The sequence below is a fragment of the Streptomyces sp. NPDC056580 genome (genome assembly GCF_042793175.1).
Taxonomy (GTDB): Bacteria; Actinomycetota; Actinomycetes; order Streptomycetales; family Streptomycetaceae; genus Streptomyces.
Map to the genome: position 1 here is coordinate 146,174 of NZ_JBHTVE010000010.1, position 18,297 is coordinate 164,470.

The 18,297-nt window shown below is 70.4% G+C and carries 25 protein-coding genes; 2 read left to right on the plus strand and 23 right to left on the minus strand.

Annotation, left to right across the window (positions count from 1 at the left end):
• Positions 1-3 precede the first annotated feature (3 nt).
• From rplR to ACFQ9Z_RS23420, 22 genes are all read right to left on the minus strand, one after another.
• Positions 4-387, minus strand: coding sequence for a 50S ribosomal protein L18 (rplR, locus tag ACFQ9Z_RS23315; protein WP_067299854.1), 384 nt, complete (start codon positions 385-387; stop codon positions 4-6).
• A 3-nt stretch (positions 388-390) separates the two neighbouring features.
• On the minus strand, positions 391-930 hold the full coding sequence (gene rplF, locus ACFQ9Z_RS23320; protein WP_143627888.1) for a 50S ribosomal protein L6: 540 nt from the start codon (positions 928-930) through the stop codon (positions 391-393).
• A 24-nt stretch (positions 931-954) separates the two neighbouring features.
• Positions 955-1,353 carry a 30S ribosomal protein S8 gene (rpsH, locus tag ACFQ9Z_RS23325; protein ID WP_007384075.1) on the minus strand — a complete coding sequence of 133 codons (399 nt, stop codon included), beginning with the start codon at positions 1,351-1,353 and terminating at the stop codon, positions 955-957.
• A gap of 212 nt (positions 1,354-1,565) precedes the next feature.
• Positions 1,566-1,751: a type Z 30S ribosomal protein S14 gene (locus ACFQ9Z_RS23330; protein WP_003948630.1), complete on the minus strand. Its 186-nt coding sequence runs from the start codon at positions 1,749-1,751 to the stop codon at positions 1,566-1,568.
• Between the two features lie 5 nt (positions 1,752-1,756).
• Positions 1,757-2,314: a 50S ribosomal protein L5 gene (gene rplE, locus ACFQ9Z_RS23335; protein ID WP_061920719.1), complete on the minus strand. Its 558-nt coding sequence runs from the start codon at positions 2,312-2,314 to the stop codon at positions 1,757-1,759.
• Complete coding sequence (gene rplX / locus ACFQ9Z_RS23340) at positions 2,314-2,637, minus strand: 50S ribosomal protein L24 (RefSeq protein ID WP_133043289.1); 324 nt, start codon at positions 2,635-2,637, stop codon at positions 2,314-2,316. The genes rplE and rplX overlap by 1 nt, the downstream gene beginning before the upstream one ends.
• A gap of 2 nt (positions 2,638-2,639) precedes the next feature.
• The gene (gene rplN / locus ACFQ9Z_RS23345) at positions 2,640-3,008 is read right to left on the minus strand and encodes a 50S ribosomal protein L14 (RefSeq protein ID WP_003998823.1); all 369 of its coding nucleotides are present in this window, start codon (positions 3,006-3,008) and stop codon (positions 2,640-2,642) included.
• 128 nt (positions 3,009-3,136) lie between these two features.
• A complete protein-coding gene (rpsQ, locus tag ACFQ9Z_RS23350) occupies positions 3,137-3,424 on the minus strand; it encodes a 30S ribosomal protein S17 (protein ID WP_003992363.1) in 288 nt (95 codons plus the stop codon).
• Positions 3,424-3,648: a 50S ribosomal protein L29 gene (gene rpmC / locus ACFQ9Z_RS23355; protein WP_030174543.1), complete on the minus strand. Its 225-nt coding sequence runs from the start codon at positions 3,646-3,648 to the stop codon at positions 3,424-3,426. Before rpmC ends, rpsQ begins: the two co-directional genes overlap by 1 nt.
• Positions 3,648-4,067 carry a 50S ribosomal protein L16 gene (gene rplP / locus ACFQ9Z_RS23360; protein ID WP_143627890.1) on the minus strand — a complete coding sequence of 140 codons (420 nt, stop codon included), beginning with the start codon at positions 4,065-4,067 and terminating at the stop codon, positions 3,648-3,650. Before rplP ends, rpmC begins: the two co-directional genes overlap by 1 nt.
• 5 nt (positions 4,068-4,072) lie before the next feature.
• A complete protein-coding gene (rpsC, locus tag ACFQ9Z_RS23365; protein ID WP_014674374.1) occupies positions 4,073-4,894 on the minus strand; it encodes a 30S ribosomal protein S3 in 822 nt (273 codons plus the stop codon).
• Positions 4,894-5,241, minus strand: coding sequence for a 50S ribosomal protein L22 (gene rplV / locus ACFQ9Z_RS23370; protein ID WP_003974262.1), 348 nt, complete (start codon positions 5,239-5,241; stop codon positions 4,894-4,896). The genes rpsC and rplV overlap by 1 nt, the downstream gene beginning before the upstream one ends.
• Before the next feature lie 44 nt (positions 5,242-5,285).
• Positions 5,286-5,567, minus strand: a complete 282-nt coding sequence (gene rpsS, locus ACFQ9Z_RS23375; RefSeq protein ID WP_003992359.1) for a 30S ribosomal protein S19 — start codon at positions 5,565-5,567, stop codon at positions 5,286-5,288.
• Between the two features lie 12 nt (positions 5,568-5,579).
• Entirely contained in the window at positions 5,580-6,416 is an 837-nt protein-coding gene (gene rplB / locus ACFQ9Z_RS23380) for a 50S ribosomal protein L2 (protein ID WP_031167077.1), read from the minus strand.
• Positions 6,417-6,454: 38 nt separating this feature from the next.
• On the minus strand, positions 6,455-6,874 hold the full coding sequence (gene rplW, locus ACFQ9Z_RS23385) for a 50S ribosomal protein L23 (protein WP_158923768.1): 420 nt from the start codon (positions 6,872-6,874) through the stop codon (positions 6,455-6,457).
• Positions 6,874-7,527: a 50S ribosomal protein L4 gene (rplD, locus tag ACFQ9Z_RS23390; protein WP_143627894.1), complete on the minus strand. Its 654-nt coding sequence runs from the start codon at positions 7,525-7,527 to the stop codon at positions 6,874-6,876. Before rplD ends, rplW begins: the two co-directional genes overlap by 1 nt.
• Before the next feature lie 8 nt (positions 7,528-7,535).
• A complete protein-coding gene (rplC, locus tag ACFQ9Z_RS23395) occupies positions 7,536-8,180 on the minus strand; it encodes a 50S ribosomal protein L3 (RefSeq protein ID WP_383021989.1) in 645 nt (214 codons plus the stop codon).
• A 17-nt stretch (positions 8,181-8,197) separates the two neighbouring features.
• Positions 8,198-8,506 carry a 30S ribosomal protein S10 gene (gene rpsJ, locus ACFQ9Z_RS23400; protein ID WP_003948644.1) on the minus strand — a complete coding sequence of 103 codons (309 nt, stop codon included), beginning with the start codon at positions 8,504-8,506 and terminating at the stop codon, positions 8,198-8,200.
• 986 nt (positions 8,507-9,492) lie between these two features.
• Positions 9,493-11,526: a hypothetical protein gene (locus ACFQ9Z_RS23405; RefSeq protein WP_383021993.1), complete on the minus strand. Its 2,034-nt coding sequence runs from the start codon at positions 11,524-11,526 to the stop codon at positions 9,493-9,495.
• A 23-nt stretch (positions 11,527-11,549) separates the two neighbouring features.
• Positions 11,550-11,942, minus strand: a complete 393-nt coding sequence (locus tag ACFQ9Z_RS23410; RefSeq protein ID WP_383021996.1) for a hypothetical protein — start codon at positions 11,940-11,942, stop codon at positions 11,550-11,552.
• Positions 11,943-12,070: 128 nt separating this feature from the next.
• Entirely contained in the window at positions 12,071-12,925 is an 855-nt protein-coding gene (locus ACFQ9Z_RS23415) for a carbohydrate-binding protein (protein ID WP_383022002.1), read from the minus strand.
• Between the two features lie 38 nt (positions 12,926-12,963).
• Entirely contained in the window at positions 12,964-14,472 is a 1,509-nt protein-coding gene (locus ACFQ9Z_RS23420) for an AraC family transcriptional regulator (RefSeq protein WP_383022005.1), read from the minus strand.
• Positions 14,473-14,653: 181 nt separating this feature from the next.
• On the opposite strand from ACFQ9Z_RS23420, the gene ACFQ9Z_RS23425 reads away from it, so the two are divergent.
• The gene (locus ACFQ9Z_RS23425) at positions 14,654-15,616 is read left to right on the plus strand and encodes a LysR substrate-binding domain-containing protein (protein WP_383022008.1); all 963 of its coding nucleotides are present in this window, start codon (positions 14,654-14,656) and stop codon (positions 15,614-15,616) included.
• A 120-nt stretch (positions 15,617-15,736) separates the two neighbouring features.
• Positions 15,737-17,119 carry a carbohydrate-binding protein gene (locus ACFQ9Z_RS23430; protein ID WP_383022013.1) on the plus strand — a complete coding sequence of 461 codons (1,383 nt, stop codon included), beginning with the start codon at positions 15,737-15,739 and terminating at the stop codon, positions 17,117-17,119.
• Positions 17,120-17,422: 303 nt separating this feature from the next.
• Here ACFQ9Z_RS23430 and ACFQ9Z_RS23435 read toward each other — a convergent pair whose 3' ends face one another.
• The gene (locus tag ACFQ9Z_RS23435; protein ID WP_383022016.1) at positions 17,423-18,223 is read right to left on the minus strand and encodes a hypothetical protein; all 801 of its coding nucleotides are present in this window, start codon (positions 18,221-18,223) and stop codon (positions 17,423-17,425) included.
• Between the last annotated feature and the right edge of the window lie 74 nt (positions 18,224-18,297).

The window sequence follows — 18,297 nt, forward strand, 5'->3', positions numbered from 1 at the left end:
GGCTCAGAACTTGAGCCCGGCTTCGCGGGCGGCGTCCGCCAGGGCGGCGATGCGCCCGGCGTACTGGTTGCCACCACGGTCGAACACGACAGCCTCGACACCGGCGGCCTTGGCGCGCTCGGCGACCAGGGCGCCGACCTGCTTGGCCTGCGAGGACTTGTCGCCCTCGCCGCCGCGGACGGACGCGTCCAGGGTGGACGCGGACGCCAGGGTGTGGCCCTTGAGGTCGTCGATCACCTGCGCCACGATGTGGCGGTTGGAGCGGGTCACGACCAGACGGGGGCGCTCCGCCGTACCGGCGATCCGCTTGCGGATCCGGATGTGACGGCGCTTGATCGCGGCGCGCTTGTAGGCGTCGCCCTTGAGGATCTTCTGCCCGTATGCCATGGCTTACTTACCCGCCTTTCCGACCTTGCGGCGGATGACTTCGCCCTCGTACTTGACGCCCTTGGCCTTGTACGGGTCGGGCTTGCGCAGCTTGCGGATGTTGGCCGCAACCTCGCCGACCTTCTGCTTGTCGATGCCCTCGACCTGGAAGCGGGTCGGGGTCTCCACCTTGAAGGTGATTCCCTCGGGCGCCTCGATGGTGATCGGGTGGCTGTAGCCGAGCGCGAACTCGAGGTTCGCACCCTTGGCCGTGACGCGGTAACCGACACCGCTGATCTCGAGCTTCTTCACGTAACCCTGGGTCACGCCGGTGATCATGTTCGCCACCAGCGTGCGGGACAGGCCGTGCAGGGCCTTGCTCTGACGCTCGTCGTTGGGGCGGGTCACCTGAAGGGTGCCGTCCTCGCCCTTGGCGATGTCGATCGGCGCAACGACGGTGTGGGTCAGTTCGCCCTTGGGCCCCTTGACCTTGACCGTACGGCCGTCGATGGTGACGTCCACGCCGGCGGGAACCGTGATGGGGAGCTTGCCAATACGCGACATAGCTGTTTCCTCCGTTCCCTTCCGCTACCAGACGTAGGCGAGGACTTCCCCACCCACGCCCTTCTTGCCGGCCTGCTTGTCGGTGAGGAGCCCGTGCGACGTGGAGATGATCGCCACGCCGAGGCCGCCGAGCACCTTCGGCAGGTTGGTGGACTTCGCGTAAACCCGGAGACCGGGCTTGGAGATCCGCTTGATGCCCGCGATGGAGCGCTCACGGTTCGGGCCGAACTTCAGCTCGAGAACGAGGTTCTTACCGACCTCGGCGTCCTCGACCTTCCAGCCCGTGATGAAGCCCTCCTGCTGGAGGATCTCCGCGATGTGCGACTTGATCTTCGATGCCGGCATCGTCACGGAGTCGTGGTATGCCGAGTTCGCGTTCCGCAGACGCGTAAGCATGTCTGCGATCGGATCAGTCATGGTCATGAATTGGCCTTCGGCCTCTCTCGCCGGGGTTTCCTGGTGCGCCATCCCTCTCCCCGATCCGAGACGGGACGGGTGCGGCGCGGTGGACCTACGGCGTAGTAAGTCGTACGGGCGCGGCAGACGCCCAACCCCACAAGCCTAAGGCATGCGGAGAAGGGCTTCTGCCGACCCAGATGCTTACCGAGAGCTTCAGCAGACCCCTGTTGAGGGGACTACCAGGAGCTCTTGGTCACGCCCGGCAGCTCGCCACGGTGAGCCATCTCACGAAGGCACACGCGGCACAGGCCGAACTTGCGGTACACGGAGTGCGGGCGGCCACAACGCTGGCAGCGGGTGTAGCCACGCACACCGAACTTGGGCTTGCGAGCAGCCTTAGCGATCAGAGCCTTCTTCGCCATCTCGCTCACGCCTCCTTGAACGGGAAGCCGAGGTGACGAAGGAGCGCACGGCCCTCAGCGTCGTTGGTCGCCGTGGTCACCACGGTGATGTCCATACCCCGGGTGCGGTCGATCTTGTCCTGGTCGATCTCGTGGAACATGACCTGCTCCGTGAGACCGAAGGTGTAGTTGCCACGGCCGTCGAACTGCTTGGGGGACAGGCCGCGGAAGTCGCGGATGCGCGGCAGCGCGAGCGACAGGGTGCGGTCCAGGAACTCCCACATGCGGTCGCCACGGAGCGTGACGTGGGCACCGATCGGCTGGCCCTCGCGCAGCTTGAACTGCGCGATGGACTTGCGGGCCTTGGTGACGGCCGGCTTCTGACCGGTGATGGTGGTCAGGTCGCGGATCGCGCCCTCGATGAGCTTCGAGTCACGGGCGGCGTCGCCGACACCCATGTTGACCACGATCTTGACGAGGCCGGGAACCTGCATGACGTTCTCGTACTTGAACTCGTCACGCAGCTTGCCCGCGATCTCCTCGCGGTACTTCTGCTTCAGACGCGGAGTGGTGGTGGTCGCCATCAGATGTCCTCACCCGTCCGCTTGGCAACGCGGATCTTGTTGCCCTCGTCGTCGAAGCGGTAACCGACACGCGTGACGACCTTCTGGCCGTCCTTCTCAACGACCAGCTGGACGTTGGAGACGTGGATCGGCGCCTCGGTCGTGACGATGCCGCCGGCCTGCGAACCGCTGGCGGTCGGACCGGCCTTGGTGTGCTTCTTGACCCGGTTGACACCCTCGACCAGGACGCGCTCGTCGCGCGGGTAAGCGGCAATGACCTTGCCCTGCTTGCCCTTGTCCTTACCGGTGATGACCTGGACCAGGTCGCCCTTCTTGATCTTCATGCTTACAGCACCTCCGGCGCGAGCGAGATGATCTTCATGAACTTCTTCTCGCGCAGCTCACGGCCGACCGGGCCGAAGATACGGGTGCCGCGAGGGTCGCCGTCGTTCTTCAGAATGACGGCGGCGTTCTCGTCGAAGCGGATGTACGAGCCGTCCGGACGGCGGCGCTCCTTGACGGTGCGAACGATGACCGCCTTGACGACGTCACCCTTCTTCACGTTGCCACCGGGGATCGCGTCCTTGACGGTGGCGACGATGACGTCACCGATGCCCGCGTAGCGGCGACCGGAGCCACCGAGCACACGGATGCAAAGGATTTCCTTCGCACCAGTGTTGTCGGCGACGCGCAGTCGCGACTCCTGCTGGATCACGTCTATCTCCTGTTTGTCTGCCGGTTCCCGGCAGGGGCCTCAGTGAGAGGACCCCTGCCGAGCCTGGCGGAACTGTCCTGCGGGTTTGCCCGCAGGCGTACTTACGGGAGTTCCCTTGCGGGAACTACCTACTTGGCCTTCTCGAGGATCTCGACGACGCGCCAGCGCTTCGTCGCGGACAGCGGCCGGGTCTCCATGAGGAGGACGCGGTCGCCGACGCCCGCGGCGTTCTGCTCGTCGTGCGCCTTGAGCTTGTTGGTACGGCGGATGACCTTGCCGTACAGCGCGTGCTTGACGCGGTCCTCGACGGCGACGACGACGGTCTTGTCCATCTTGTCGCTGACGACGAGACCCTCACGGGTCTTGCGGAAGCCGCGGGCCTCTGCAGTCTGCTCAGTCACGTTGCTCTCACTCATCAGGCGCTCTCCACCGTCTCGATGCCCAGCTCGCGCTCACGCATCAGGGTGTAGATCCGCGCGATGTCCTTACGGACGGCCTTGAGCCGACCGTGGTTCTCGAGCTGGCCGGTCGCCGCCTGGAAGCGGAGATTGAACAGCTCTTCCTTGGCCTCGCGGAGCTTACCCAGAAGCTCCTCGTTGCCCAGCTCGCGCAGCTCGGACGCCTTGGTACCGGCCGACATCACGCTTCACCTGCCTCGCGCTTGACGATCCGGCACTTCATCGGCAGCTTGTGGGCCGCACGAAGCAGCGCCTCACGGGCGATCTTCTCGTTGGGGTACGACAGCTCGAACATCACGCGTCCGGGCTTGACGTTGGCGATCCACCACTCCGGCGAACCCTTACCGGAACCCATGCGGGTCTCGGCAGGCTTCTTGGTGAGGGGACGGTCCGGGTAGATGTTGATCCAGACCTTGCCACCACGCTTGATGTGACGCGTCATGGCGATACGAGCGGCCTCGATCTGGCGGTTCGTCACGTACGCCGGGGTGAGCGCCTGGATGCCGTACTCGCCGAACGCAACCTGCGTGCCGCCCTTGGCAGCGCCGCTGCGCTTCGGGTGGTGCTGCTTGCGGTGCTTGACCCTACGGGGGATCAGCATTTCGGTCAGGCCTCCGTTCCGGTGCTCTCAGCCGGAGCGGCGGCGGGAGCCTCGGCCTTGGGGGCCTCGGCGCCGGCAGCCTGCTGCGGCTTGCGACCGCGCCGCTCGCCACCACGGCCACCACGGGCCGGGCGGTCGGCACCGCCACGGGCCGGGCGGTTACCCGCACGGGCCGCAGCGTTCTCGGCGCGGACCTCGGCGATGTTCTTGACGTCGCCCTTGTAGATCCAGACCTTCACGCCGATGCGGCCGAAGGTCGTCTTGGCCTCGAAGAAGCCGTAGTCCACGTTCGCACGGAGCGTGTGCAGGGGCACGCGGCCCTCGCGGTAGAACTCCGAGCGGGACATCTCGGCGCCGCCGAGGCGGCCGCCGCACTGGATCTTGATGCCCTTGGCGCCGGCCTTCATCGCCGACTGCATGCTCTTACGCATGGCGCGGCGGAAGGAGACGCGGGAGGAGAGCTGCTCGGCAACGGCCTGCGCAACCAGCTGAGCGTCGGTCTCGGGGTTCTTGACCTCGAGGATGTTCAGCTGGACCTGCTTGCCGGTGAGCTTCTCGAGGTCGCCGCGGATGCGGTCGGCCTCGGCGCCACGGCGGCCGATGACGATGCCCGGACGAGCGGTGTGGATGTCCACACGCACGCGGTCACGGGTGCGCTCGATCTCAACCTTCGAGATGCCGGCGCGCTCCATGCCGGACGTCATCATCCGACGGATGGCGACGTCTTCCTTGACGTAGTCCTTGTACAGCTTGTCGGCGTACCAACGCGACTTGAAGTCGGTCGTGACACCGAGCCGGAACCCATGCGGGTTAACCTTCTGGCCCATTACCGGGTTCCTTCCTTGCTGCTGACGACCACGGTGATGTGGCTGGTCCGCTTGCGGATCCGGTAGGCACGGCCCTGGGCGCGCGGCCGGAACCGCTTCAGGGTCGGGCCCTCGTCGACGTACGCCTCGGAGATGAAGAGGCTGTCGGCGTCGGTGTGGTCGTAGTTGTGCGCGGCGTTGGCGATGGCGCTGTCGAGCACCTTGCCGACCGGCACGGAGGCTGCCTGCGGAGCGAATCGCAGAACAGCCTGAGCCTCCGTGGCATCCATGCCACGGATAAGGTCCACCACGCGGCGGGCCTTCATGGGCGTAACGCGGATGTACCGCGCCTGGGCCCTGGCTTCCATGGTTGTCCCTCTCAGTTACTTACGTGTCTGAATGCGATCCGCTACTAGCGGCGCTTCGACTTCCGGTCGTCCTTGACGTGGCCCCGGAAGGTGCGGGTCGGCGAGAACTCGCCGAGCTTGTGACCGACCATCGACTCGGTGACGAACACCGGGATGTGGGTCTTGCCGTTGTGCACCGCGAGCGTGTGGCCGAGCATGGCCGGGACGATCATGGAGCGACGGGACCAGGTCTTGATGACGTTCTTGGTGCCGGCTTCGTTCTGGGCGTCCACCTTCTTGATCAGGTGGTCGTCGACGAAGGGCCCCTTCTTCAGGCTACGAGGCATCTCAACCCGTCCTTAGCGCTTCTTGTTCGTCTTGCGGCGGCGGACGATGTACTTGTTCGACGCCTTCTTGGGCGAACGAGTACGGCCTTCCTTCTTGCCCCACGGGGACACGGGGTGGCGGCCACCGGAGGTCCGGCCCTCACCACCACCGTGCGGGTGGTCGACCGGGTTCATGACGACACCACGGACGGTCGGGCGAACGCCCAGCCACCGCTTACGGCCGGCCTTACCCCAGTTGATGTTGCTCTGCTCGGCGTTGCCGACCTCACCGATGGTGGCGCGGCAGCGGACGTCGACCAGGCGGATCTCACCGGACGGCATGCGGAGGTGGGCCATCGAGCCCTCCTTCGCGAGCAGCTGCACGGAGGCACCGGCGGAGCGGGCGAACTTGGCACCGCCACCGGGACGGAGCTCGATCGCGTGGATCGTGGTACCGACCGGGATGTTGCGGAGCGCCAGGTTGTTGCCCGGCTTGATGTCGGCCCCGGGACCGTTCTCGACGCGGTCACCCTGCTGCAGGTTGCGCGGGGCGAGGATGTAGCGCTTCTCGCCGTCGGCGTAGTGCAGCAGCGCGATGCGCGCGGTGCGGTTGGGGTCGTACTCGATGTGCGCGACCTTCGCCGGCACGCCGTCCTTGTCGTGACGACGGAAGTCGATCACGCGGTAGGCGCGCTTGTGTCCGCCACCCTGGTGGCGAACGGTCACACGACCGGCGTTGTTACGGCCGCCCTTGCTGTGCAGGGGGCGGACCAGCGACTTCTCCGGCGTGGACCGCGTGACCTCGACGAAGTCGGCGACGCTGGCGCCACGACGGCCCGGCGTAGTCGGCTTGTACTTGCGGATTCCCATTTCTCAGTCCTCGTCCGATATCGGACGATCCGACCCGCTTACGCGGTCGGACCGCCGAAGATGTCGATACGGTCGCCCTCGGCAAGGGTCACGATCGCGCGCTTGGTGGCCGCACGCTGGCCGAAGCCGGTGCGGGTGCGCTTGCGCTTGCCGGCGCGGTTGATCGTGTTGACCCCGGTGACCTTGACGTCGAAGACCGCCTGGACGGCCTGCTTGATCTGGGTCTTGTTGGCGTTCGGGTCGACGATGAACGTGTACTTGTTCTCGTCGAGGAGCGCGTAGCTCTTCTCGGAGACGACCGGCTTCAGCAGGACGTCACGGGGGTCCGTGTACGACTTGCTCAGCGGGGTCTCGACAGTGTTCTTGCCCTCGGTGGCGTGGCGCTTCGCCTTGGCGACGCGCGCGGCCTTGGCGGCCTTGGCGGCCTTCGAGGCGATGCTCGGGTGACGCGTAGCCATCAGGCCTCGCTCCCTTCGGTGTCAGCGGCCTTGGGGCCAGACACGAAGGACTCGAACGCGGCCTGGGTGAAGACCACGTCGTCCGAGACGAGAACGTCGTACGTGTTCAGCTGGCCCGGCTCCAGGATGTGGACCTGGGGCAGGTTGCGGGCGGACAGCCACGCGGCCTCGTCGGAGCGGTCGACGACCAGGAGCAGGTTCTTGCGCTCGCTGATCTTGCCGAACAGGCTCTTGGCGGCCTTGGTGCTGGGGTTCGCGCCCTCGACCACGCCGGAGACGACGTGGATGCGGTTGTGACGCGCCCGGTCGGTGAGGGCACCGCGCAGGGCGGCGGCCTTCATCTTCTTCGGGGTGCGCTGCGAGTAGTCACGCGGCTGCGGACCGTGGACGACGCCACCGCCGGCGAACTGCGGGGCGCGGGTCGAACCCTGACGGGCGCGACCGGTGCCCTTCTGGCGGTACGGCTTCTTGCCGCCGCCACGGACCTCGCCACGGGTCTTCGTCTTGTGCGTGCCCTGACGGGCAGCGGCCAGCTGCGCGACGACGACCTGGTGGATCAGCGGAACGCTGACCTTGGCGTCGAAGATCTCCGCGGGGAGCTCGACGGAACCGGCCTTGTCGCCCGCCGGCGAAAGGATGTCAACAGTGCTCATCGGTTACCTCAGGCCCCCTTGGCCGCGGTGCGGACCAGGACGAGGCCGCCGTTCGGACCGGGAACCGCGCCCTTGATGAGCAGCAGACCCTTCTCCGCGTCAACGGCGTGGACGGTCAGGTTCTGGGTGGTGACCCGCTCGTTGCCCATGCGACCCGCCATGCGGAGGCCCTTGAACACGCGGCCCGGGGTGGCGCAGCCACCGATGGAACCGGGCGAGCGGTGCTTGCGCTGGGTGCCGTGTCCGGCGCCGAGGCCCTTGAAGTTGTGACGCTTCATGACACCGGCGAAGCCCTTGCCCTTGCTCTTGCCGGTGACGTCGACCTTGATACCGGCCTCGAACACCTCAGCGGTGATCTCCTGGCCGAGCGCGTACTCGGAGGCGTCCGCGGTGCGGATCTCGACGAGGTGACGGCGCGGGGTGACGTCGGCCTTGGCGAAGTGGCCCTTGAGGGGCTTGTTCACCTTGCGCGGGTCGATCTCGCCGAAAGCGATCTGGACGGACTCGTAGCCGTCGACATCGTTCGTACGGACCTGGGTGACGACGTTCGGGCCGGCCTTGACGACGGTGACCGGAACAACGCGGTTGTTCTCGTCCCACACCTGCGTCATGCCGAGCTTCTCGCCCAGGATGCCCTTGATCTGCTTAGCCATTCTCAGCTCACCGACCCTCAGAGCTTGATCTCGATGTCGACACCGGCCGGGAGGTCGAGTCGCATCAGAGAGTCAACGGTCTTGGGGGTGGGGTCGAGAATGTCGATCAGGCGCTTGTGCGTGCGCATCTCGAAGTGCTCGCGCGAGTCCTTGTACTTGTGCGGCGACTTGATGACGCAGTACACGTTCTTCTCAGTGGGCAGCGGCACCGGGCCCGCGACCGACGCACCAGTGCGGGTCACCGTCTCGACGATCTTCTTCGCCGAAGAGTCGATGACCTCGTGGTCGTAGGCCTTGAGCCGGATGCGGATCTTCTGTCCCGCCATGGCTACTCAGTAGTCCTGTCTCTCTAACGCTCTGGAACCCGGTGGATTCCTTCTGCTGCCTTCGTTCGTCCGACCCACGCGGTCGGGCGTGTCGCGCTCTCGCTGACACAGATGTCCCTTGTTCGAACATCCCTGCGGGGAATGCGACGGCCCTTCCGGAACCGCGGACCGGGGACCTCGGGCCCACCGGGCGCCTGGCCGGTGCCGCGCTCACACTTCCCGGAAGATTCCCGTACGTCCGCCCCAGTGCTGCCCGGAGGCAGTTAGGGCGACGAGTACTGTGGGACTCGCTTCCGGTCCTCCCGGCGGGAGGCGCGCAGCATCAACACTCGACCGAGCAACTCGGACAGTCTGCCATATGGTGCGGCGGCCTGGCCAATCGGGCCGAAGAGATTACCCCCGGAGTGATGCACGTCAAACCGCCCCCGCCCGCGGCTCCCGCCCTCACGTGGCCGACGTCACACACCCGAGCGTCGCGAGGGTGGCGGGGAAGTAGGCACGCATGAAGTTCTCGATGTCGGCGCGGTGGGATTGGTCGGTCGAGCCGACTTCGGGGAACTGGACAGAGAGCCCGAAATGATCACCGGACCTGCTTCTGCACCGCGTCGCTGCCGCAGCCCCGTCATTCCCCACGAGCGCGTCAAATGAGGCGTCAATCTTGCGCGCGTCCGTAACACGCGACACCCCCCCGGCCTGCTCCGTCATGTACTTCAAGTCGATCCGACCATCCGCCCACCAGAAGTGGAACCTGATGACCGGGTCCTTCCCGGACAGGAGCGTGCATGGAGCGGAAGTGGCCTGCGAACGACTCACTCTGTTCAGCTCACGGAAGCTACCCGGCTCTACGAGGCGACGCGTGATACTCGGGTCGACCCGCGTTCCGCAGATCACCGGCGGCACTGTCCTGTCGGAACCAGCGCAGGACGTAGACAACGCCACCAAAACAAAGGCAACGAGACCGAGGCGGGAGACTTGTGGGCGCCTGGTCACTTGGCCTGCTCCCCCGAGACCCCGTGTGCATGGGCTGCACCACTCTCGGACGCCTCAGTGACCATTGCCTGGGTAGCGAAGCGCGCATGGCCACGACCCGACTGGGACCTGTGCCACTCGTCCGCAAGCGCCATTAGCTGCCCGTTCCTTGCCTCGTATGCCTCGGAATTGTGCTCGGTCTGCTGGTCGTCCAACCGCTTCTGCTCGTCCGCCAACCACTTCCCCGTGACGTAGTCGAACCCCTGCTGCACGTCGGCGCTGACGACCGGGATGTAGCTGATCGCCTTGTCGAAGACCGGCTTCGCCTCGAAGGTGGCTGTTTTGGGGTCGCCCTGTGCCTGGATGCGGGCCTCTTCGAGGAAGCCGACGGTGCGGCCCGCGCGGAGCAGGGGTTCCGTGGACTTGGAGTGATCCCCGTGGATGCCCGACACCATCGCCTGGTTCAGGCCGCCGTTGAGGGTGCCGTAGGCGTCCTTGTCCTTTGAGATCTGCTTGGTGACCTCGAAGAGCTGGTCCTGGGGCAGCGGGGACCCGGAGATGTCGATCTCGCTCATCGAGGCGTGCACGGTCTCCCCGTGGTTGACCAGGATCGACGCCACGGGCCGCCGCAGCGACGGCGGGAACTCGTCGCCGCCGGCGGACAGATGGCTGATCGCCGACCGGAAGACCGCCTCGTTCCGCGCGGTGTGCGGCACGTAGTGGCCGTGTGCGTCGGACGGGTCGACACCCGTGGCCGCCGCCTGCAGGGCCCTGCCGAGGCCCGCGCGGTCGTCCGCGTCGAGGCCGGCCGCGTAGGTGCTGGTCTTGTCTCCCCCGTGCTCGTGCAGGACCACGTTCCAGTCGCGGTCCTCGACCAGGTACTTCATACGGGCGTCCGACCCGAGGTAGTCCGCGGCCGTACGCGGGTCGCGGCTCATGATGTCCAGCGCGCCGTCCACCGGGTCGTTGGCGAACCAGCCGCCGTGCCTGCCGCTGTACCCGTGCTTCAGCTGCCAGATCCCCGGGTCCCGGCGCTCCGCCGCGATCATGTCGTCGGTCAGGTTCTCGAGCATCTTCGGCGAGTAGCCGTGGCCCTTGTGCATCAGGGTGACGAGCGACTGGTAGCCCACCGCCTTGTCCATGCGTTCGCCCTGCGCGTCCGTGGCGTAGTGCCCGATGCCCGCGTGCCGCATGGAGGACCTCCAGCGCTTGTACCAGGCCGAGCCCGTGTCCCTCGTCGCCGTCGCCAGCGTGTCCGCGAGGCCCGACTCGATCGTCGAGTACGTGCCCGCCCCCGGCCCGCCGCGCACGTGGATCAGGTCGTTGAGCTCGTTCGTCAGGGTGATCGTGCCCGCCGCGCCCAGGTCGTCCAGCAGGGTCCGGGAGAACGCCTCGTCGTCGGCGTTGTCGCGGAACGTCCGCCGCAGTTCGGCCAGTTCGCGCGGTGACAGGTGTTCACCGCGGCCGAGTCTGCCGAGCGTCTCCTCCGCGGACAGTGCCTCGTACTGCTCGACGTCCCCCAGCGCCCGGCCGTTGAAGCCGCGGCCACCGACCAGCGGGTCGGAGTCGACGACCACGGCCGCGAGGGCGGTCTCGACGCCCGTGTCCGCGTCCGTCACGGCCCGCACCGCCGCGTCGACGCGGTCCTGCCAGGACCGTACGGTCGCCTCGTCCGGCTCCTTCGCGTGGGCGGGGTCGGTGCCGACCCGGCCCTGCTCCGAGATCCGCATGCCGGCCGCCCGCGCCTCCTCGCACGCCGCCGTGAGCCGGCCCTTCAGGTCGGCGAACTGGGCGTGCGCGTCCCGGAGCAGCGAGGCGATCGCCTTCGCCTCCGTCTGGGCGTACCGCAGTTCCTTGAGCGTGACGCCGAAGCGGCCGTGGGCCGCCTCCGCGCTCATCCCGCTCCAGGCGGGAGCCGTCGTGATGCGGTGGACGTCCCGGTGGTACGCCCGCTCCTGCTCGGCGAACTTCCCCGCCATGCCCTCCCAGCGCTCGGCGGCGCCGGTGAGGGCGGCGAGGTCGGTGCTCATGATCTCGTGATACGTCGGCATGGCCCGGCCGTTCCCCCCGTCCGTCAGTACAGGTCGAGCGCGGACGTGCGCCGCAGCGCCGACCCGGCTGCCACGTCCGAGTTGGTCAGGACCACGTTCGTACTGGTCAGCGCGTCCTTCTCGGCGCCCAGCCGGTCCATCAGGTTCTTCACCTGGTCGCCCCAGGCCGCGTGGGCCCTGCGCAGGGCCGTGGAGGTGAGCCAGCCGTGCCCGTCGCGCGCGCCGAAGGCCTTCACCGCCGCCGCGGTCTCGTCGTCCGCCCACTCGCCGGCCCTGCGGGTGTCCGGCTCGATGTGGTCGTTCAGCGCCCTGGCCGCCGCCCGTTTGTCGGCGGGGGTGGACGCCAGCCGCCCCGCACCCGGGCCGTGCCCGTTGCCGCCGTGGCCGTAGCCGTAGCCTCCTGCCGGACCGTCCACCGCTCGCCCCTCGCCGTATCGACGTCCACCGCCGGTACTTCAACCGGTGGACGCCGATCTTCGTCACGGGGGGTTTCACGGGCAGGGCGTTGACGTGGTCCGGGCGGCGTCCGGGGTGGCGCGGCCTCTCAGCCGGCCCGCCACAGCGCCGGCACCGCCGGGGGCTCCCAGCCGGGCTGGGCCGTGTGGGCCTGGAGGCAGACGTAGCCGCGGCCCGCGTAGGTGACCCGGTCGCCGGCCCGGTAGGCGGTGCCCACGGACCAGGTGCCGCCGGCCGGCGGAGTGCCGGTCGGAGTGGGGGTCGGGCCCGGGTCCTGGGGGACGTCCAGCACGAAGTCGAAGGCCGCCTCCCGGCCGCCGTTGCCGTCGCGGACGGTCATCAGCAGCCGTGGGTCGAAGATGGTGTCGGTGTTGTTGCGGGGTTCGTTCGGGAAGTAGAGCTGCGTCGTCAGGACCGGACGGCCCGGGGCCTGCAGTTTGACGTGGATGTGCCGGGTGCGGCCGGGGTAGAGGCCGGGGACGATCGTCGTCAGGGCGAACGAGCCGCGCGAGTCGGTGTACTGGTGGCCGCGCAGCCGGAACCCGGTGTTGTCGTAGGCGCCGTCGTTGTCGGCCTGCCAGAAGTCCAGCAGGACGCCGGCGACCGGGAGGCAGGCCCTGCCGAAGACATAGCCGGTCACGGTGAGCCGGGTGCCGGGCATCCCCGGTTCCACCAGGCTGGTGCGCTGGGGCGAGTTGGGCTTGAAGTACGGGCCCTCGATCTGCTCAGGCGTGGGGTCGTCGCCGTCGTCGCAGGGCGGGGTGAGCGGCGCGGACGTGCCGGTGGCGGAGAAGGTGCGGGCCAGGGCGGGGCCGCCGGCGAACGCGGCGGGGATCGCCGCGGTGGCCGCGAGCGCGGCGCGTAAGACGGTTTTGCGGGCGACGTGGCGGGGGCTTTCCGAGTGGGGGCGTTCGGGGTGGGGGAACTGCGTCTCGCTGTCCATGCCTGCTCCTTGTGGGGGCCGTCGGATCGGCAACGAACCTAGGCGCGGGTCCCCGGGGCTTCGATGGACTGGTGGTGGTGACTGTGGTGCTTTCGCCAGTCGCCGGGACTGGTGCCGGTCTCCCGCCGGAAGAAGCGGCAGAAGTACGCGGGGTCGCTGATGCCGACGCGGGCGGCGACCTGTCGTACCGGTAGGTCGGTGTGGGCCAGGAGCCGCTGGGCCTGGTACACCCGGGCCTCGATCAGCAGCCGGCCGGGGTTGCGGCCGGTGGCCGCGCGCACGGCCTGGGTGAGGTGGCCCGGTGTCACCCCGAGCCGTTCGGCGCACTCCCGCACCGTCCAGGCCGCCGTCTCCCGCCGGACGGTGAGCCGGACGAAGGCCTCGGCCAGGGCCGCTGCCCTCTCCGAGCCGCCCTCCCCCGCCGGGCCGGTTCCCCGTCCCGGTCCGGTCGCCCGGGCCGAGCCGGCCCCCCGAGACGAGCCGCACCGCCGGGGCGAGCCGCCCCGCGGAGCCGGACCGGCCGCCCCGGCCGCCCTATCCCGGCCGCCGACCGGCTCGGGTTCGGCCCCGCGCACGGACTCGGTGACCCGCCCGGGCCCGGCCCCGCGCACGGACTCGGTGACCCGCCCGGGCCCGGCCCCACGCTCCACCCCGGCATCCTGCTTCGCCGCAGCACCCCGCTCCGCCTCGGCGCCCCCCTCCAGCGCCACTTCCCGCTCCGCCACAGCACCCCGCTCCCCCACAGCACCCCGCTCCACCTCGGCGCCCCCCTCCAGCCCAGCACCCCGCTCCACCACAGCACCTCTCCCCGGCCCGGCGTCTTCCTCGGCCCCGGCACCTCTCCCCGGCCCGGAACCTCCCTCGGCCCCGGCGCCCCACCGCGGCCCCGCGGTCCTCCCCGGCCCGGCGGCCGCCCGCGTCACAGCCTCGCTGGCCGTACCGGCGATCCGATCCACCCCCGCCGGCCCCCCGGCCCCCGCCGCCCACCGGGCGCCGGTGCTCGCGGTGGCGGCCGTGCGTGTCGTGCGGATGACGAGGACGTGCAACAGGGCGCGCAGGACGGTCTCGTACCCGGGGGCCCGTTGCCGGTGCTCCGACGCCAGGTCGGCCATCAGGCGGGCGGTCCGCAGGTCGTCCTCGGCGTCCAGGTCGAACCAGCAGGTTCCGCCCAGCCGCCGCAGGAGCCGGTGGTCGCCGGGGTGGTCGATCAGGAAGTCCTCGGTGAACAGGGCGAGCGTGCCGTCGAGACCCCGCTGGTCCTGCCAGCAGTGGATCTGGCCCGGCAGGATCACGGCGAGCTGCGGGGGTCGCACCGGCCACCGGGCGAGGTCGACGACATGCGTGCCGGAGCCGGCGGTGACGTGGACGATCTCGTAGAAGGTGTGGCGGTGCGGGTGGTCGGCCCGGGACAGCGGGCCCACCTCGTCGAAGGAGCCCGCGGCGAACGGCGGCGCGTCCGGACCGGTGACCTCCAGCCGGTGCAGCGGCGGCTCTCCGGAGCGCGGTGCCGGGCAGGGGGTGCCGGGTGGGACGGTGGTGCTGCGCATGATCCTCCCCAGAGCAGGTACAGACCAATCGAGGCGGGGGTCACGATCCCACAGCGGTGGGCCGGCGACAATCGGTCCCGCGTCGGCGTGGACGAGGTCGGGCCACCGGTCGCACACCGCTCCCGCCACCGGTCCGTACCAACCCCTTGCCCCCTTCTCGCCCGCACCGCAAGCTCCCTTCATGGAACTGGAGTTGCGGCATCTCAGGACCATCCGGACGATCGCGGAGGCAGGCAGTCTGACGCGGGCGGCGACGCTGCTCGGGCTCGCGCAGCCCGCGCTGAGCGCGCAGCTCAGGCGGATCGAACGGGCGCTGGGCGGGGCTCTGTTCGAGCGCGGGCGGCACGGCGTGCGGGCCACCGCGCTGGGCGAACTGGTACTGGAGCGCACCCGCATCGTGCTGCCCGCGGTGAGCGAACTCCAGCAGGAGGCGGTCCGGTTCGCCCGGGCCCGGCAGGAGCCGGAGCGGCTGCGGCTGCGGCTGGGCGGCACGCACGGCCCGTTGCTGGGCGCGCTGGTGGACCGGCTGGCCGAGGCCGTGCCGGGGGCCACCGTGACCACCCGCGCGTCCTGGTCCGAGCGGGAGCTGGCCGGGCTGCTGGCGGAGGGACGGCTGGACTTCGCGCTGGCCGGCACCTGCGGCTCGGCGGCCCCGCCCGACGCCACGCACCTGGTGTGGCGGGAGATCGCGGTGGACCCGGTGTTCGTGATGCTGCCGGCCGGCCATCCGCTGGCCGCGGCCGCCGAGGTGGAGCTGTCCGCGCTGGCCGGCGAGGACTGGGCGGTGGTGCCCGGAGACGGCTGCTTCGCGGACTGCTTCACCGCGGCCTGCGCGCGGGCCGGGTTCGCCGCGCGCCGGATGTACGAGACGGACACCGCCTCCTGTGTGCACCTGGTGCAGGTCGGGCGGGCGGTGGGGCTGTGCCGGGCCACGTTCCCGACGACGCCCGGCATCACCACGCTGCCGCTGGCCGGCACCCCGCTGGTCTGGCGGCACGTGCTCGGCTGGCACCCGGCGGCGCAGGCGCCGGACACCGCGGCGACCGTCCTCGCCGAGGCGCGCAGCGCGCACGCCGGGGCGGCGGCGCGCAGCGACAGCTACGCGCACTGGCTCGCGGGCAACGACCAGCCCGCCGGAGCCTGAACCCGCCCTCGCGGCAAGCGCGTTCCATAACACCGGGGCAGGAGGTCGGCTGGGTCTTACGCGGGCCGAGCGGCTCTTCCTACGGTTTCGGCACCCCACCGAGACCGAGGAGACCCCCTCATGCTCCACAGACATGCCCGGGCCGCCTGTGCCGCCGTAGCGGCGGCGGGCGCCCTGCTCGTGGCCGGGCTCAGCGGCTCCGCGAGCGCCGGCGTCCGTCCGGTTCCGTCCACCGTCCCCGGCGCGGCGCAGACCCTGCGCACCGCCGACGCCCCGCCCGCCCTGCTGGACGCGATGCGGCGGGACCTCGGCCTGAGCCTGCCGCAGGCACGGCTCCGCCTGGCGAACGAGGCCGAGGCGGGCGCCACCGCCGGGCGGCTGCGCGCGGCCCTCGGCCGGCACTTCGCCGGCGCCTGGGTCCGGGGCCCCGAGTCGGGCACCCTGACCGTGGCGACGACCGACGCCCGGGACGTGGCCGCGATCAGGGCGCGCGGCGCCCGGGCGGTGGTCGTGCGGCACTCCCTGGCCTCGCTGGACGCGGCCAAGGCCCGGCTGGACCGTGCCGCGGACCGGCTGCACCGTGCCGCGGACCGGCAGGCCGGCACCGACACCCCGGTCTGGTACGTCGACGTGCGCAGGAACACCCTCGTGGTGCAGGCGGTGCGCCCCGCGGCGGCGGCGCGCCTGCTGGCCGCGGCCGGGGTGGACCGGGCCCTGGTGCGCACCTCGAAGTTCGCCGAACGCCCGCGGCCGCTGTACGACCTGCGGGGCGGTGACGCGTACTACATCGGCGGCAGCACCCGGTGCTCGATCGGCTTCCCGGTGACCCGGGGCAGCCAGCAGGGGTTCGCCTCGGCGGGTCACTGCGGGCGGGCGGGCAGCACCACCACCGGCTCCAACCGGGTGGCGCAGGGGACCTTCCAGACGTCGGTGTTCCCCGGCAACGACATGTCGTGGGTGGCCACCAACGGCAACTGGACGGCGACCCCGTACGTCAACGGTTCGAGCGCCCAGGTCACCGGCTCCACGCAGGCCACGGTGGGCGCGTCGGTGTGCCGGTCGGGCTCGACCACCGGCTGGCACTGCGGCACCGTGCAGCAGCTCAACGCCAGCGTGACCTACCAGGAGGGCACCGTCAGCGGCGTCACCCGCACCTCGGTGTGCGCCGAGCCCGGCGACTCGGGCGGTTCGTTCATCTCCGGCAGCCAGGCGCAGGGCGTCACCTCGGGCGGCACGGGTGACTGCACCAGCGGCGGCACCACGTACTTCCAGCCCGTCAACCCGATCCTGCAGGCCTACGGCCTGACCCTGAAGACGACCACGAGCGGGCCCGGCGACCCCGGCAACCCCGGCGATCCGGGCGGAACCTGGTCGGCGGGCACCGTGTACCAGGCCGGTGACACCGTGACCTACGGCGGCGCCGCCTACCGCTGCCTCCAGGGCCACCAGGCGCAGCCCGGCTGGGAACCGCCGAACGTCCCGGCGCTGTGGCAGCGCGCCTGACCCGACGACCACCGCCGGGGGAGGGGAGGCCCGGGTGCGCACCACCTGGCACCCGGGCCTCCCCGGTCGGACGCCCACCGGCCTCCCCGCCCCGGTGGGCCGACGGCCCGGCTCGGATCCCGCGGCTCCGCGGCCGTCCCGGACAGGCGGTTGTCGGACCGCCCGTGCCGACCAGCGGCCGCTGCGGGACCACCGTCGGGCCGGCGTGCCACATGCTGGAGGCAGCGCCCCGGCGGGACAACGGGTCCGGCACGCCGCATCTTTTCGTTGCCGACGCTCGCCGGCCCGGGCGGCAGCGGCGGGTCAGGGGCGGCCGGTCTCCGGGTCCGGGGGGATGAGGTTGCCGGCGCCGAGCACGTCTCCGCGGTCCGGCGAGCGCAGCGACGCGCGCAGCTCACCGACGCCGGGGTCGGAGAAGGAGACGGTCAGGGTGTAGGGCGGCTGCCCGGTGACGGTGTTGTGGGAGTCGATCGGCGCCTGCAGCTTCTCCATCACCTCGGCCCCTTCCTGGCCGGGGCACAGGGCCCTGACGGGGAGGGCGACCTCGGCGATCCCGCCGTCGCGGGCGCCGACGCGCATCCGGTGGCCGGGGCCCGTCCTGGTGGGCTCGCGCCAGGTGACCGGCAGGCCGTGGGCGCCGCCGACCAGTCCGTGCGGACCCTCGATCTCCACCGCGACGCCGTCACCGAGGGTGCGGGACAGCTCAAGGGGCCGCTTCCCGCCAGGGACGATGAGGAGACTGATGGTGAAGCGGGCGGGGGTGCGGGGGCCCTGCTCGAACCCGTAGGCGCCGAGGACGAGCCTGGGACCGGGGGGAGGCGTGTCCCGGGGCGGCGGGGAGACCACGTCCGCCGGCAGCCGGAACCGGTGGTATCCCTGGGCTCCGCAGCGCCCGCCGTCGGAGACACCGCCCCCGGGCAGGGCCACGGCTCGCGCCGGCCCCGGGGCGAGGCGCCCCACCAGCGAGAACAGTCCCTGCTGGCAGCCCATGGCGATCACCACGGCGGCCACGGCCAGCCAGGGAACCACGGCCCGCACCTTGTCCAGCACGGCATCCACCTCCGCGACAGTCGTGGGCCCGGCGGCGCCGGGCAGGAAGACCATAGGTGCGCGAGACCTGGAAGCAGTAGCGAGGTACGGCGGAACACAGCGAAGAGGCCCGCACGACCGAAGTCGTA

Coding starts and splice junctions, on each gene's coding strand:
- rplF (WP_143627888.1), bottom strand. CDS start 930: ATGTCGCGTATTGGCAAGCTCCCCATCACGGTTCCCGCCGGCGTGGAC.
- rpsJ (WP_003948644.1), bottom strand. CDS start 8,506: ATGGCGGGACAGAAGATCCGCATCCGGCTCAAGGCCTACGACCACGAG.
- ACFQ9Z_RS23435 (WP_383022016.1), bottom strand. CDS start 18,223: ATGGTCTTCCTGCCCGGCGCCGCCGGGCCCACGACTGTCGCGGAGGTG.
- ACFQ9Z_RS23405 (WP_383021993.1), bottom strand. CDS start 11,526: ATGCCGACGTATCACGAGATCATGAGCACCGACCTCGCCGCCCTCACC.
- rpsS (WP_003992359.1), bottom strand. CDS start 5,567: ATGCCTCGTAGCCTGAAGAAGGGGCCCTTCGTCGACGACCACCTGATC.
- rplX (WP_133043289.1), bottom strand. CDS start 2,637: ATGAAGATCAAGAAGGGCGACCTGGTCCAGGTCATCACCGGTAAGGAC.
- ACFQ9Z_RS23425 (WP_383022008.1), top strand. CDS start 14,654: ATGGAACTGGAGTTGCGGCATCTCAGGACCATCCGGACGATCGCGGAG.
- ACFQ9Z_RS23430 (WP_383022013.1), top strand. CDS start 15,737: ATGCTCCACAGACATGCCCGGGCCGCCTGTGCCGCCGTAGCGGCGGCG.
- rplC (WP_383021989.1), bottom strand. CDS start 8,180: ATGGCTAAGCAGATCAAGGGCATCCTGGGCGAGAAGCTCGGCATGACG.
- ACFQ9Z_RS23415 (WP_383022002.1), bottom strand. CDS start 12,925: ATGGACAGCGAGACGCAGTTCCCCCACCCCGAACGCCCCCACTCGGAA.
- ACFQ9Z_RS23420 (WP_383022005.1), bottom strand. CDS start 14,472: ATGCGCAGCACCACCGTCCCACCCGGCACCCCCTGCCCGGCACCGCGC.
- rplE (WP_061920719.1), bottom strand. CDS start 2,314: ATGGCGACCACCACCACTCCGCGTCTGAAGCAGAAGTACCGCGAGGAG.
- rplP (WP_143627890.1), bottom strand. CDS start 4,067: ATGCTGATCCCCCGTAGGGTCAAGCACCGCAAGCAGCACCACCCGAAG.
- ACFQ9Z_RS23330 (WP_003948630.1), bottom strand. CDS start 1,751: ATGGCGAAGAAGGCTCTGATCGCTAAGGCTGCTCGCAAGCCCAAGTTC.
- rplV (WP_003974262.1), bottom strand. CDS start 5,241: ATGGAAGCCAGGGCCCAGGCGCGGTACATCCGCGTTACGCCCATGAAG.
- rplW (WP_158923768.1), bottom strand. CDS start 6,874: ATGGCTACGCGTCACCCGAGCATCGCCTCGAAGGCCGCCAAGGCCGCC.
- rpsH (WP_007384075.1), bottom strand. CDS start 1,353: ATGACCATGACTGATCCGATCGCAGACATGCTTACGCGTCTGCGGAAC.
- rpmC (WP_030174543.1), bottom strand. CDS start 3,648: ATGTCGGCCGGTACCAAGGCGTCCGAGCTGCGCGAGCTGGGCAACGAG.
- rplR (WP_067299854.1), bottom strand. CDS start 387: ATGGCATACGGGCAGAAGATCCTCAAGGGCGACGCCTACAAGCGCGCC.
- rpsC (WP_014674374.1), bottom strand. CDS start 4,894: ATGGGCCAGAAGGTTAACCCGCATGGGTTCCGGCTCGGTGTCACGACC.
- rpsQ (WP_003992363.1), bottom strand. CDS start 3,424: ATGAGTGAGAGCAACGTGACTGAGCAGACTGCAGAGGCCCGCGGCTTC.
- rplB (WP_031167077.1), bottom strand. CDS start 6,416: ATGGGAATCCGCAAGTACAAGCCGACTACGCCGGGCCGTCGTGGCGCC.
- rplD (WP_143627894.1), bottom strand. CDS start 7,527: ATGAGCACTGTTGACATCCTTTCGCCGGCGGGCGACAAGGCCGGTTCC.